Raw genomic sequence first — 12842 nt, forward strand, 5'->3', positions numbered from 1 at the left:
GAAAAGAAACCTTTATTGTGGCCCCCCCAATAACTCGTATAATCCGCCGGATACCCATTAAGAGGAATAAGTATGGCGTTTCCCGGCATTATCTCTCGCCTGCACCCCGTATCCAGCACAGAAGAACTGGCACAACAGCGCCTGCAAGGTGAACAATATCGCGCCGAAGCATTCTGGCTTCCGGCCTTGATGTCCAGCCACGCCAGCGAACTGCTGGCCGCCCTGCCGGAGAGCTGCAGCCTGTTTCTTGAACAGGCATGCCCGGACCTGGCCTTGCGCAGCCACGACGGCACCCTGCATAACAATGAGCAGCTCATCACGGTAAATAATCAGGCAATTGCTCTGGCAACCACCACGGGTGATGGTGGTCTGGTGCCCGAATCGGGCATGTGCGAGATGGCCGACTGGCTGGAAGCGGGACATCGCCACTTCATCTGTTCAGCTGCGGTTCAGCCTGTGGCTCGCGCCATCCTCAACATCTGGCCCCTTGACCCCTATCTGGCCCGACATTTCTTGATGACATTTACCCCCCTGCTGCAGAGCGCAACCCAGGCAGATTACCTTGCGGTCTTTGCCGCCAGAGCGAATCAAGCCAACCCGCATAGCGACTGGGTTCAGGCCTATATGAAGCTGGAGAAGAAACTGCACAGGGCCTATCTGGATCACTAATTAATCTGGATAAACAGCCAGTTAAGAGCACGACACAATTTGCCACAAGGCTCATTTGTGAGCTTGATCATGTTTTAAAATCGGCATAGAGTGCGCCTCGTCATCGGAATGACATCAGTTGCCTGGCAGTGGTTTCTCACGCATTGCGTGCCATGCCAGCGCACTCGACACACCAGGAGAGTGTGCAACCCGGTTATACCGGGTCATCTGCCAGACTCGACGCCAGCCGTACGGCGGAGCCTGCAGCTTACATAAATTACAAAGTGTGAAGCACGTGAATAACGTGCGATCTCAACGAGGATTTTTTTATGATGAAAATGGCTCCTTCCATGATCGCCATCGCCATGGCTGCTCTGGGTGCTACCGCTGCTCACGCCGCTGACGACATCTACTTCGGTGCCGGTGTCGGTGCTACTCACTTCAACGGCCTGAACAAGCTGGAAAACACCAATGTAGGCCAAGAAGACGCGGCTGCCGCCAACGCCTTCATGGGTTACAACTTCACCGAAAACTTCGGTACCGAACTGGGCTACCAGTACACCGGTCGTGGCAACACCAACGGCAACCGTTACGAGAGCCAGGGTGCCACCCTTTCCGGTATCGCCCGTCTGCCGGTTGGCAACGACTTCTCCCTGTTCGCTGAAGGCGGCGCCTACTGGGGTCACACCGACGGTCTGGGCACCAGCGACACTAAAGTTTCCCCGCTGGCCGGTGCTGGTGTGACTTACAAGGTAAATGACGCGCTGGATCTGCAAGCTCGCTACCGCTACATGTGGGACGTGGCTGACCTGCACGCCAACGGTGAGCGTTACAAAGCCAACCAGAGCATCGCTACTCTGGAAGCGGTATACCACCCGTTCCGTACTTCCTACGTAGCTCCGGTAGCTGCTCCGGTTGTTGAAGAAGCGCCGGCTCCTGCTCCGCAAGTGGTAGAGAAGAACTTCGCCCTGAACTCAGACGTGCTGTTTGCCTTCGGCAAAGACACCCTGAAGCCGGAAGGCGTTGCAGCCCTGAACGGTCTGTATCAGCAAATCGTTGAGTTCCAGCCGAAAGATGGCAACGCTGTTGTTGTTGGTTACACCGACCGTATCGGTTCCGACGCTTACAACCAGAAGCTGTCTGAAGCCCGTGCCCGTACCGTTGCCAACTTCCTGGTGAGCAAAGGTATGGCTGCCAGCAAAGTTGCCATCGAAGGTCGTGGCGAAGCCAACCCGGTTACCGGCACCAAGTGCAATGGCGTAACTGCTAAAGCTCAACTGATCTCCTGCCTGGCTCCGGATCGTCGCGTAGAAGTTCGCGTATCTGGCGTACAAGAAGTTCAGCAATAATCTGACCTCGTTCAGATAGTGCGAAAAAAAGGGATGCTGCGGCATCCCTTTTTGTTTGTCTCTTTTCTCGCTTGCATCCCTCACTCTCGCCTCCCTGCCCTTGCCTGCCCCGTCTCGAAAGCATAAAGTAGTTGCGCCTGTAAGGTATTGGATAAGCACTAAAAAGCGCTTCTTGTCCGGTCTGTTGTCCATGACGCCAATGCATCATGAGAGTCCAAAGCCTTCGCTATCCACTTTGCTGGCGATTTTTCGCAGCAATAAAAACAAGTGCATTGCCCGATATGGGCTAACACAACGAGGATAAACCGATGAAACTCAAAATGGCTCCTACCCTGATTGCACTGGCGCTCGCCGCCGCAGGCACCACAGCTCAGGCTGCCGATGACTGGTACACCGGTGTTGGTGCAGGTTGGGCATATGCCCACGGTCTGGATGATTTTGGCAAAGACACTGACAAAGATGCCACTGCGCTGAGCCTGTTCGGCGGTTACAACTTCAACGACTACTACGCAGCTGAACTGGGCTACCTCTACTCCGGTAAAGCGGGCGTTGACGGTGCCGATTTCAAAACCCAGGGTGCCACCCTCTCCGGTATCGCCCGCCTGCCGCTGGGCGACATCTTCTCGGTGTTTGCTGAAGGTGGTGCCTACTTCAATCACGTCAACGGCAATGGCAACAGCGACAACGGCACTGCGCCGCTGGCGGGTCTGGGCCTGACTGCCAAGCTCTCCGACCTTATCGATGTGCAAGCACGCTACCGCTATCTGTGGAATCTGGGTGACGAGCAGAAAACCTGGGAGAGCGACATGAGCGTCGCGACCCTGGAGCTGGTGATGCACCCGAACCGCACCTCTTATGTTGCCCCGGTGGCCGCCCCTGCACCTGAGCCGGTTCCCGAGCCGGTACTGGTCGACAAGAACTTTGCCCTGAGCTCTGACGTGCTGTTTGCCTTTGGCAAATCCACCCTCAAGCCAGAAGGTGTCGCAGCGCTGAATACGCTGTATCAGCAGATCGTTGATGTTCAGCCGAAAGATGGCAGCGCCGTGGTCATCGGGTACACCGACCGTATCGGTTCTGATGCCTACAACCTGAAACTCTCCGAAGCGCGTGCCCGTACCGTAGCCGACTTCCTGGTTGGCAAAGGTCTGCCGGCTGGCAAAGTTGCCATCGAAGGTCGCGGTGAAGCCAATCCGGTCACCGGTACCCAGTGCAACAGCGTCAAGGGCAAGGCTCAGCTGATCTCCTGCCTGGCACCGGATCGCCGCGTAGAAGTACGCGTCACCGGCGTGCAGCAAGTACAACAGTAATCCTGCAGTCCGACATAACAAGGAGGCCACCTGGCCTCCTTTTTCTTGCCGCTTATTCGCCCACCTTGTAACCCTCTTTTGCTCTTCCTCTTCCCGTGTCGCGCCCTAGTTCACGGCGTGTCGCCCCCCATACCTCTTTGGTGGTTAAAAACAGCCCGTCACCTATACATAAGTGTGGGGTTTGAGCAGCAGGCAACCCCATTACACCAAACATCGACGAGGATACGCGATGAACATAAGAGTAAAACCTGTGTGGATTGCACTGGCATTGGCGAGCACAGGCGCACAAGCGGAACCGGTTCACGACTGGTATGCCGGGGTTGGCGGTGGCTGGGCCATTGCCCACAATCTGAATGATTTCAGTCAGGATGTCGGCAAGGATGCGACTGCGCTCTCCCTATTTGCCGGCTACAACTTCACGGAAAATCTGGGGGCCGAGATTGGCTATCTCTCCACCGGTGACTGGGATATCAGCGGCCATGACTTCAACAGCAAGGGAGCCACGCTGTCAGTCATTGGCCGCCTGCCGCTCAGCGAGATGTTCTCGCTCTTTGCCGAGGGCGGTGGCTATATCTATCACGTCGAGTCGGTCAATGGCGGGGACGACAACCTGGCGCCGCTGGCGGGTCTGGGAGTGACGGCCCGGCTCCATGACTGGATCGATCTGCAGGCACGCTACCGTTACATAGTGCGCGTTGGCGATGATCCGGATAACGGCAAAGCCAACAGCGGCACCCAGCGCTGGGTCAGCGACATCAGCACCGCCACGCTGGAGCTGGTGATCCACCCGAACCGCAGCCAACCCAAAGAAGCAGCCCCCACGCCCGCCCCGGTCGTGGTTCCCCCGCCACCGGCCGAACCGGAGGTGGTGGATCAGACCTTCAACCTCAGTTCCGATGTGTTGTTCGCCTTTGGCAAAGCGGACCTCAAACAGGAGGGGATGAGTGCGCTGGACGATCTCTACCAGCAGATCGTCGACGTGCAGCCCAAGGATGGCAGTGCGGTCGTGATGGGGTATACCGACCGTATCGGCTCGGATGCCAACAATCAGAAGTTGTCAGAAGCTCGGGCCCAAACCGTTGCAGACTTTCTGATCAGCAAAGGGCTGCCTGCCGACAAGGTGAGCATCCAGGGCAATGGTGCGAGCAATCCGGTCACCGGCAACCAGTGTGATGCCATCAAGGCGAAGGCGGCGCTCATCGACTGCCTTGGGCCGGATCGCCGGGTAGAGGTGCGCGTCACCGGCGTACAGGGCGGCAGCGAGTAGTTGATCTTGAGGCGATAACCATGTCAGACGTGCAGTAAAAAGGGATGCCGAGGCATCCCTTTTGCTTTGCGTCTTTTCGCAGAAATCAGAACGAGGTGCGGCGGTAGCGGCGATATTCCGGATGCCAGAAGTTGGCGTCGATGGCCTGATCGATCACCTCGTCCGGGGTCTGCACCGCCTTGCCCTGCAGCATGGCGGTCTTGGCCACCATCTTGGCGATGTAGCGGGAGACCTCGTGAATATCCGCCAGATCCGGCAGCAGCGACCCCTCTTTACCTTTCACCAGCGGCGAGCACTCCGCCAGCGCGCGACTGGCCGACATCAGCATGGCGTCGGTCACCCGGGTGGCGCCGGAGGCGATAACACCCAAACCGATCCCCGGGAAGATGAAGGAGTTGTTGCACTGAGCGATGACGTAGCGCTTGCCCTTGTGCTCCACCGGTGCAAACGGACTGCCGGTGGCCACCAGCGCCTGACCGTCGGTCCAGCGGATCAAATCAGCAGGGGTCGCCTCGACCCGGGAGGTGGGGTTGGAGAGCGGGAAGATGATGGGACGAGCACAATGCTTGTGCATGGTCTTCACCACCTCTTCGGTAAACAGCCCCGGCTGGCCGGAGACCCCGATCAGGATGTCCGGGCGACCGTGCTCCATCACCTCCAGCAGGGAGATGTTATCCCCCACCGGCCAGTCGGCGATGCGCTCCACCGGTTGGGAGAGACGGCGCTGGAAGTCGAGCTGGTTGGGGATCTTGTCGGTGATGAGACCGAAGCGGTCCACCATAAAGACCCGGCCACGAGCTTGCGCATCGGTCAGCCCTTCGGCCTTCATCTGCGCCACGATCTGCTCGGCAATGCCGCAGCCCGCGCTGCCTGCCCCGAGGAAGGCAACCCGCTTCTCGGAGAGCTTGGCGCCGGAGGCCTTGCAAGCGGCAATCAGGCTACCCAGGGTCACCGCAGCGGTGCCCTGAATATCGTCGTTGAAGCAGCAGAGCTCATTCTTGTAGCGGTTGAGCAGCGGCATGGCGTTGTTCTGGGCGAAATCCTCGAACTGCAGCAGGATATCGGGCCAGCGGCGCTTGACTGCCTGAATGAAGGCGTCAACGAACTCGGCATACTCTTCACCGGAGATGCGCGGATTGCGCCAGCCCATATAGAAGGGGTCGTTCAGCAGTTGCTGGTTGTTGGTGCCCACATCCAGCACCACCGGCAGGCAGTAGGCGGGCGAGATGCCGCCACAGGCGGTGTAGAGCGACAGCTTGCCGATAGGGATACCCATACCGCCGATGCCCTGATCGCCCAGACCCAGGATGCGCTCGCCATCGGTCACCACGATCACCTTGACGTTCTGCTTGGTGGCGTTCTGCAGCATGTCATCGATCCGGTCCATATCCGGATAGGAGATGAACAGGCCACGGGCACGGCGATAGATGTTGGAAAACTCCTCACACGCCTTGCCCACGGTCGGGGTATAGATGATCGGCAGCATCTCGGTCAGGTGGTTGTGCAGCAGACGGTAGAAGAGCGTCTCGTTGGTATCCTGGATGTTGCGCAGATAGATGTGCTTGTCCATGTCGTTACCAAACGCCATGAACTGGCGGTAGGCCCGTTCGGCCTGCTCTTCGATGGTTTCGATATTCTGGGGCAGCAGCCCTTCGAGGTTGAAGTTGCTGCGCTCTTCGCTGGTGAAGGCGCTGCCCTTGTTGAGCAACGGGGTTTCCAGCAGGGCGGGACCGGCGTAGGGAATGTAGAGAGGACGTTTCTGGTTATTATCTTCAAACATGGATCTTGGTACCTAAACGGTTAGCTAGACGCAGGGACCCGCCGATCCTAGGGGCTTGTCTCATTAATTTCAAAGAGTTTGCACATCCGTTGCAAAAGGTTTGCGACCCAGTCGACGAAAGGCGCCGGGGGTCTGACCAGTCAGACGGCGAAAGCGGTTAGCAAAGTTGGCCCCATCGCTGTAACCGACCCGGGCCGCCAGCTCGCCCAGTGGCCAGTTGGTGTAGAGCAGCAGCTGACGCGCCTTGTTCATTCTGAGCTCGGTCACTCTCGCCATCGGCCCCATGCCAAAGTGCTGCTGACAGAGCCGGTGCAGATGGGGCACCGAGCAGGCCATCTGGTCAGCGAGCTGGGCCACACTCCAGGGCTCGTCGAGACGCGCCTCCACCCGGCGAAACAGCGCCTGCAGGCGCAGCTCCGGCGTGCCACGCACTTCCCCTTGCAGGGTGCGCTCCAGCAGTGCCAGCAGCAGAGTGAGCAACTGGGGCTGGAGTGGGGAACGAACCCCTTCGAGCTGGATCAGGCTGAGCAGATGATGAAGCTGATCACCGCCATCCCCTTGCCAGATACGGTGACCAAGGCGGTGCAGATGCTGCCAGCGCGGCACGTCATCGAGCAAAATCCAGCTGATCTGCCAGCTTTCGCCAATCAGCTTGAGACCGCCGGGGACGGCGGCGGGCAAAAAGATGAGCGAACCGTTCGGGACAGGCTGCTCGCCCCGGTCTGTGAGCAGCGCCCCCCCCTCGCTGTGGCTCGCCATCAGAATGTGAAACTCGGGCCGATTGCGGCGAATGAGGTAGTGCTCCCGAATGGTCGAGAGGCCGGTCAGAAAGATACCGGCCTCGCCGAGCAGGGGCAGCCCTTCGCGCCCCAGCATTCGCTCATCGCAGGAGGGCGCGATCTCCAGACACTCGCTGACAAAGGGCATAACACCTCAACAGGATAGTTTCACACAATAAACCCGAGAGAGCCTCACAGTGAAGCCGCTCGCTACTCCCCCTATCATACCCATGACAAACCTTGCTTTTCTCATACCCGGTTAACACTAATGAATTATTGGCAAGCGATTTTAAAACAAACCACCGATCGCGAGTTCATGACCCGATTGTGGCGGCTGGCCCTGCCGGTTTCGCTGCAATCCATGATGTTCTCCCTGCTCGGTCTCATCGATATCATGATGGTGAGCCAGCTTGGCACCACGGCTGTGGCGGCGGTCGGCTTGGGTAACCGGGTCTTCTTCTTCAATCTGCTGGTGACAGCGGGCCTCGCGGGCGGGGTCTCGGTATTGGCAGCACAATACTTCGGGCGCGGGGAGATGGCCGGGGTGCGCCGCTCCCTGGCGCTGGCCATAGTGGGCGCCCTGCTGGTCACCCTGCCCTTTGCCTTCATCTATGTGTTATCACCGGGCAGCGTACTCGGCTTTGCCAGTCAGGATCCGGCACTGCGAGCTCTGGCGGATCAATTCTTGATGATCACCGGCGCCACCATCCTCTGTACCGCCATCGTGGTGCCGCTGGAGTCAGCCCTGCGCTCGGTCGGCAATGCAGCTGCGCCAACCCGCATCGGCATTATCGCCATCATCGCCAACGTCATCCTCAATTACGCCCTCATCTTCGGTCACTTCGGCTTCGAGGCGATGGGGGTGGCTGGCTCGGCCTGGGGCACCACCATTTCCCGACTGCTGCAGACAGCCCTGCTGCTGCTCTACGTAAAGCGTTATGAGGCGCGCCTGATCCCGCGCGCACCAGACTGGCTGGCCGCCTTCAAGCGCAAGGAGGTGGTGCGCTTTACCCTGATCGCCCTGCCGCTGCTGTTCCATGACGGCCTTTGGGCCTTCGGCATGCTGATTTACGGCTTTCTCTATGCCCATCTTGGCACCGATTCGCTGGCCATCATGACCACACTCGGCACCCTGGAGAGCATCCTTATCTCCCTCTTCTTCGGACTGGCGGTGGCCTGCTCCACCCTGCTCGGCCACCGGCTCGGGGCCGAGGAGTACGAGATTGCCTGGCAGCACTCCCAGCTGTTCCTGCTGCTGGCACCGATTGGCGCGCTGCTGGTGGGGATCATCGTCTGGCTGCTGCAAGCCAACCTGCTGCAGTGGGTCGGCAACCTGCCCCCCGATCTGATGACGGAAGCGGGTCAGGTGCTCGGCATCATGTGTCTCGGGATGCTGCTCAAGGTGTTCAACATGGTGGGGATCATCGGGGTGCTGCGCTCTGGCGGTGATGTGAACTACAGCATCTTTATCGACATCGTCGGCATGTGGTGCATCGGCATCCCGCTCGCCTGGGTGGCGGTCACGCTGCTCGGCTGGCCCCTCTCCTGGGTGGTGGCGGTGGTCTTGCTGGAGGAGCTCAGCAAGGTGTTGCTGGTGCAGCGCCGTATTCGCCAGCGCTGCTGGTTGAAGAATCTGGTGATCGGATAAACAGCCATAAATCGGGGTCATATCAATGACAGAAAAACCCTGTTTGCAGTATGCTGGGCGTCTCTTCAATCAGAGGCAGGGATCCACGATTTCCCTGTCCAGTAGTCGTTTAAGGAGACGAGCATGCAACCACAGAAAGAGCTGATCACCGAGACGGCCCTGCTTGAGATGGCCAACAAGATCATCAAGGAGCATGAAGACTTCATCCACGGTATGCGCGCCGATTCGGTGGAGCAGAAGGGGGATATTCTGGTGTTCAAGGGGGAGTATTTCCTGGCCGAAGATGGCACCCCGACCGGCAAGACCATGGCGGTCTTCAACATGTTCAAGCTGCTGGCCCAGCAGCTCTCCGGCAAGTACAAGCTGGCCTGATCGCACCAGCTCATTGCCAACAGGATGCCGCCCTCAGGCGGCATCTGTTTTTGCCCGGTTCTGCCCCTCGACCACCACGCAGTTGCGTCCCGCCATCTTGGCCTGATAGAGACACTCGTCGGCACGGTTGATCAGAATATCGATGGTGTCATCGGAACGAGCCATGGCAATCCCGATACTCACCGTCACCTCCAGCAATTCGTCCGAGGTGGGGCTCTTCACCAGCCGCGCCTCGACGGCAATGCGCAGCCGCTCGGCCATTTTGCTCGCCAGCGCCGGATCGGCGCAGTTGTGCATCAGGATGGCAAACTCTTCGCCGCCATAGCGCCCCAGCACCATATCAGGCTCCAGCTGCTCCCCCAGGGTGGTCGCCACCTCCTTGAGCACCGCATCCCCCGCCAGATGGCCGTAGATATCGTTGATCCGCTTGAAGCGATCGAGATCCAGCAGCATCACCGCAAAGGGCTTCTTCTTGAGTTGCAGCCGGATTCTGGCCTGCTCCAGCTGCTTCATCAGCAGGCGGCGGTTCATCATGCCGGTCAGCTCATCGGTGGTCGATTCCCGATATAGCCGCAGCAGCATGTTGAGCTGGCCGCACTGCACCCAGCAACTGGCCATGGTAAACATGCCGAGCACCCACACCTGATTCAGGGTGGCCTGACTCCAGATGCTCTGGCCCACCAACAGCCAGTGGCCCAGCAGCATGGTCACCAGTACCACGCCTGCCAGTTGCAAGCCGAGGGAGAGGGGGATGGGGAAGATGGCAAACAGGGTGATCAGCAGATAGGGAAAAGCCGCATAGCCCGCCTGCAACTCCTGTCCGGCGCCAAAGCTGTTCAGGCAGAAGAGGGAGAAGAGCATCATCACGGCCATCAGGTAGCCAAGGGCCAGCTTCATCCGTTCCCGCTTGAAGTGGATGAGGTACGAGAGCGGAATAAGTGGCGAGAGCGCCAGAGTGCAGAAGATCCTGGCTTGGAACAGCTGCTCGAAATGAACGGCGGGCAAGGTCAGCCAATCCACCACGGCCCAGGCGGGCAATCCGAGCATCAGCAAGCAGGTCAGCAGGCGCAAACGCACCGTCATAAAGCCCATGCGAGTACGAGTAAAGTCTTCGGAGTGAACCCTCGCACTCCAGAACTCTGACAACTTGAGCATCCAGAGTCTCCACGATGAATACCGAGGGCTCATTCTACACCTACAAAGTGGTAAAATTGTCATTAGCGGGGAGAATAAAAAGGAGAGGTCGGTCACACAAACCGACAGATGATAATCGCAGCGCGCAAACGTTTCAACCCATCAAAAAATAAACCTTTTTTTGCATAATTAGCGCTGGTCAGCCTCATTTCAATCACTACAATAGCGCCCAATTTTCTCCCCCTCCCCACACAATTCGAGGTACTTATGGAACAGGCTGCTGTCACACGCGCCAATCGAGAGGCACATCCACCCAGGCGAGCCCATAGCGAACTGGTCTATGGCATAGAGGATGTCCCGCCTCTGCCCCAGACGCTGTTCGCCGCCCTGCAGCATATGCTCGCCATGTTTGTCGCCATCATTACCCCGCCCCTGATTATCGCCAATGCCCTCGGCCTCCCCGCCGCCGACACCCGTTATATCGTCTCCATGTCGCTGGTCATGTCCGGCATCGCCTCCTTCATTCAAACCCGCCGCTTCGGCCCCATCGGTTCCGGCCTGCTCTCGGTACAGGGCACCAGCTTCAACTTCCTCGGCCCCATCATCGCCTCCGGCCTCGCCCTCAAACAGGCGGCCATGCCCACCGAGGATCTGTTGGGCACATTGTTCGGCACCATGATGGTTGCAGCACTCACTATCGTGGTGATGAGCCGCTTCCTCCATCTGGTGAAACGGATCATCACCCCGCTGGTGACCGGCATCGTGGTGCTGCTGATCGGCCTGACCTTGATCAAGGTGGGCCTCATCAGCATGGGGGGCGGTTATGCGGCCCTCTCTGATGGCAGCTTCGCCAGTCACACCAACCTCTTCCTCTCCCTGCTGGTGCTCGGCCTGATCGTGTTGCTGCAACGCAGTCGCAACCCCTGGTTGCGCCTCTCCGCCATCATGATCGCCATGCTGGCGGGCTATGCCGTGGCCCTGCTGCTGGGCAAAGTGAGCGCCCCCACCTTCGACGGCCCGCTGGTGATGGTGCCCATTCCGCTCCACTACGGTCTCGGCTTTGACTGGCAGTTGTTCGTGCCGCTCGCCATCATCTTCGTGGTGACGGCGCTCGAAGCGATCGGCGACATGACCGCCACCTCGGATATCTCCGGCGAGCCACTGGAAGGGCCTGTCTATATGGAGCGGATCAAAGGCGGCGTGCTGGCCGATGGCGCCAACTCCATGCTGGCGGCAGTTTTCTCCACCTTCCCCATGTCCACCTTCGCCCAGAATAACGGCGTCATCCAGCTGACCGGCGTCGCCAGCCGTCACGTCGGTCTCTTTATCGCCGCCATGCTGGCGCTGCTCGGCCTGTTCCCGGCGGTCGCCAGCCTGGTACAGCAGATCCCCGAGCCCGTGCTGGGGGGCGCCACTATAGTGATGTTCGGCACCATCGCCGCCGCTGGCGTGCGCATCATTGCCCGCGAGGAGCTGGATCGCCGCGCCCTGATGATCCTGGCGGTGTCGCTGGCCATGGGGCTAGGAGTCGCGCAGGTGCCAGAAGTGCTGCAACACCTGCCGGAGCTGGCCAAGAGCGTACTCTCCTACGGCGTCGCCACCGGTGGCATTACCGCCATCGTGCTCAACCTGCTGCTGCCCAAGCGCGAAGCGCGTCACTCCTAAGAGCTCGCCTACCGATAGCTAACAGCCCCGCACTTGCGGGGCTTTACCTTGCCAGTCGCCACGGGTAGTGTGCTGGGCAGCCTTTTTTGAGGATGCCGCCATGCCCTATCGCCTGCTCTCCCCCCTCTCCAATAACGCTTCACCCGCACAGATACTGGCGCAAGAGCAGCACTGGCTGCGCGACTGTGCCCATGACGGCCAGCCCCGCGCTCACCTGTGGCAGGCGCCCCAATGCCTGATTGTCACTCGCAAAGATACCCGCCTCCCCCATTACGAAGCCGCCTGCCAGCAACTTGCAGCTGAAGGCTGGCCGGTACATGTGCGCGACAGTGGCGGTACCGCCGTGCCCCACGGGGCGGGGATCCTCAACCTATCCCTGCTGCTGCCCCGCACCACCACAGATCTCGCCCACTACTACCGGCTGCTGGGGGCGCCGCTGCTGACCCTGTTGGCGGAGTACGGCCTTGAGGGAAGCTATGACTTCGTGCCCGGATCCTTTTGCGATGGTCAGTACAATCTGGTGATCGGGGGACGCAAGATCACCGGCACTGCCCAGCGCTGGCTGGCGCCGGGGCAGGATCACCAGGGCGCCGTGCTGGCGCAAGCCATGCTGCTGGTGGCGGGTGATGTGGATGAAGGCACCCGGATGGCGAGCCGCTTCTACGAGCTGGCGGGCGGCGAGCTGCGTTTTATAACGGGAACCTCCACCACGCTGGCAAGCTGCATCGATTGGCGCGGTAGCGATCAGGCACTGGTGGAGAAAGTGCGAGCACGTCTGGATAACCTGCTGAGCGAGGGGCTATCCCCCTCATCCTGACCTTATCCCGAAGGGAGAGGGAAAGTCCCCGTCCATAGACACAGCGCACAAAAAAAGCCACGACCGGAGTCGTGGC

At 59.6% G+C, this 12842-nt stretch carries 11 protein-coding genes; 8 read left to right on the forward strand and 3 right to left on the reverse strand.

Annotated features, from left to right (window positions below):
• Positions 1–72: 72 nt before the first annotated feature.
• From ACTG27_RS10605 to ACTG27_RS10620, 4 genes are all read left to right on the forward strand, one after another.
• Complete coding sequence (locus ACTG27_RS10605; protein WP_439979647.1) at positions 73–669, forward strand: hypothetical protein; 597 nt, start codon at positions 73–75, stop codon at positions 667–669.
• 308 nt (positions 670–977) lie between these two features.
• Complete coding sequence (ompA, locus tag ACTG27_RS10610; RefSeq protein ID WP_139443255.1) at positions 978–1997, forward strand: porin OmpA; 1020 nt, start codon at positions 978–980, stop codon at positions 1995–1997.
• Between the two features lie 308 nt (positions 1998–2305).
• Positions 2306–3304 carry a porin OmpA gene (ompA, locus tag ACTG27_RS10615; RefSeq protein WP_439979648.1) on the forward strand — a complete coding sequence of 333 codons (999 nt, stop codon included), beginning with the start codon at positions 2306–2308 and terminating at the stop codon, positions 3302–3304.
• Positions 3305–3533: 229 nt separating this feature from the next.
• Entirely contained in the window at positions 3534–4571 is a 1038-nt protein-coding gene (locus ACTG27_RS10620; protein WP_439979649.1) for an OmpA family protein, read from the forward strand.
• A gap of 85 nt (positions 4572–4656) precedes the next feature.
• Here ACTG27_RS10620 and ACTG27_RS10625 read toward each other — a convergent pair whose 3' ends face one another.
• Together ACTG27_RS10625 and ACTG27_RS10630 are read right to left on the reverse strand one after the other, a co-directional pair.
• A complete protein-coding gene (locus ACTG27_RS10625; protein ID WP_439979650.1) occupies positions 4657–6351 on the reverse strand; it encodes an NAD-dependent malic enzyme in 1695 nt (564 codons plus the stop codon).
• A 69-nt stretch (positions 6352–6420) separates the two neighbouring features.
• Positions 6421–7278, reverse strand: coding sequence for a helix-turn-helix transcriptional regulator (locus tag ACTG27_RS10630; protein ID WP_439979651.1), 858 nt, complete (start codon positions 7276–7278; stop codon positions 6421–6423).
• 120 nt (positions 7279–7398) lie between these two features.
• Between ACTG27_RS10630 and ACTG27_RS10635 the strand changes: the two genes are divergently transcribed.
• Both ACTG27_RS10635 and ACTG27_RS10640 read left to right on the forward strand, forming a co-directional pair.
• Positions 7399–8778, forward strand: a complete 1380-nt coding sequence (locus tag ACTG27_RS10635) for an MATE family efflux transporter (protein ID WP_439979652.1) — start codon at positions 7399–7401, stop codon at positions 8776–8778.
• Between the two features lie 123 nt (positions 8779–8901).
• On the forward strand, positions 8902–9150 hold the full coding sequence (locus ACTG27_RS10640; RefSeq protein ID WP_005338382.1) for a YciN family protein: 249 nt from the start codon (positions 8902–8904) through the stop codon (positions 9148–9150).
• A gap of 33 nt (positions 9151–9183) precedes the next feature.
• Here ACTG27_RS10640 and ACTG27_RS10645 read toward each other — a convergent pair whose 3' ends face one another.
• Positions 9184–10305, reverse strand: a complete 1122-nt coding sequence (locus ACTG27_RS10645) for a GGDEF domain-containing protein (RefSeq protein WP_005349944.1) — start codon at positions 10303–10305, stop codon at positions 9184–9186.
• A 246-nt stretch (positions 10306–10551) separates the two neighbouring features.
• Here ACTG27_RS10645 and ACTG27_RS10650 point away from each other — a divergent pair, with 246 nt between their 5' ends.
• A complete protein-coding gene (locus tag ACTG27_RS10650) occupies positions 10552–11949 on the forward strand; it encodes a nucleobase:cation symporter-2 family protein (RefSeq protein ID WP_040066712.1) in 1398 nt (465 codons plus the stop codon).
• A gap of 100 nt (positions 11950–12049) precedes the next feature.
• Positions 12050–12766, forward strand: coding sequence for a lipoyl protein ligase domain-containing protein (locus ACTG27_RS10655; protein ID WP_439979653.1), 717 nt, complete (start codon positions 12050–12052; stop codon positions 12764–12766).
• Positions 12767–12842 lie beyond the last annotated feature (76 nt).

The organism is Aeromonas sp. 97A, assembly GCF_051919185.1.
Classification (GTDB): domain Bacteria; phylum Pseudomonadota; class Gammaproteobacteria; order Enterobacterales; family Aeromonadaceae; genus Aeromonas; species Aeromonas veronii.

Excerpts from the sequence above, each read along its gene's own strand:
- ompA (WP_439979648.1), top strand. The coding sequence starts at position 2,306 with ATGAAACTCAAAATGGCTCCTACCCTGATTGCACTGGCGCTCGCCGCC.
- ACTG27_RS10655 (WP_439979653.1), top strand. The coding sequence starts at position 12,050 with ATGCCCTATCGCCTGCTCTCCCCCCTCTCCAATAACGCTTCACCCGCA.
- ACTG27_RS10640 (WP_005338382.1), top strand. The coding sequence starts at position 8,902 with ATGCAACCACAGAAAGAGCTGATCACCGAGACGGCCCTGCTTGAGATG.
- ACTG27_RS10650 (WP_040066712.1), top strand. The coding sequence starts at position 10,552 with ATGGAACAGGCTGCTGTCACACGCGCCAATCGAGAGGCACATCCACCC.
- ACTG27_RS10620 (WP_439979649.1), top strand. The coding sequence starts at position 3,534 with ATGAACATAAGAGTAAAACCTGTGTGGATTGCACTGGCATTGGCGAGC.
- ACTG27_RS10630 (WP_439979651.1), bottom strand. The coding sequence starts at position 7,278 with ATGCCCTTTGTCAGCGAGTGTCTGGAGATCGCGCCCTCCTGCGATGAG.
- ACTG27_RS10645 (WP_005349944.1), bottom strand. The coding sequence starts at position 10,305 with ATGCTCAAGTTGTCAGAGTTCTGGAGTGCGAGGGTTCACTCCGAAGAC.
- ACTG27_RS10635 (WP_439979652.1), top strand. The coding sequence starts at position 7,399 with ATGAATTATTGGCAAGCGATTTTAAAACAAACCACCGATCGCGAGTTC.
- ACTG27_RS10605 (WP_439979647.1), top strand. The coding sequence starts at position 73 with ATGGCGTTTCCCGGCATTATCTCTCGCCTGCACCCCGTATCCAGCACA.
- ACTG27_RS10625 (WP_439979650.1), bottom strand. The coding sequence starts at position 6,351 with ATGTTTGAAGATAATAACCAGAAACGTCCTCTCTACATTCCCTACGCC.
- ompA (WP_139443255.1), top strand. The coding sequence starts at position 978 with ATGATGAAAATGGCTCCTTCCATGATCGCCATCGCCATGGCTGCTCTG.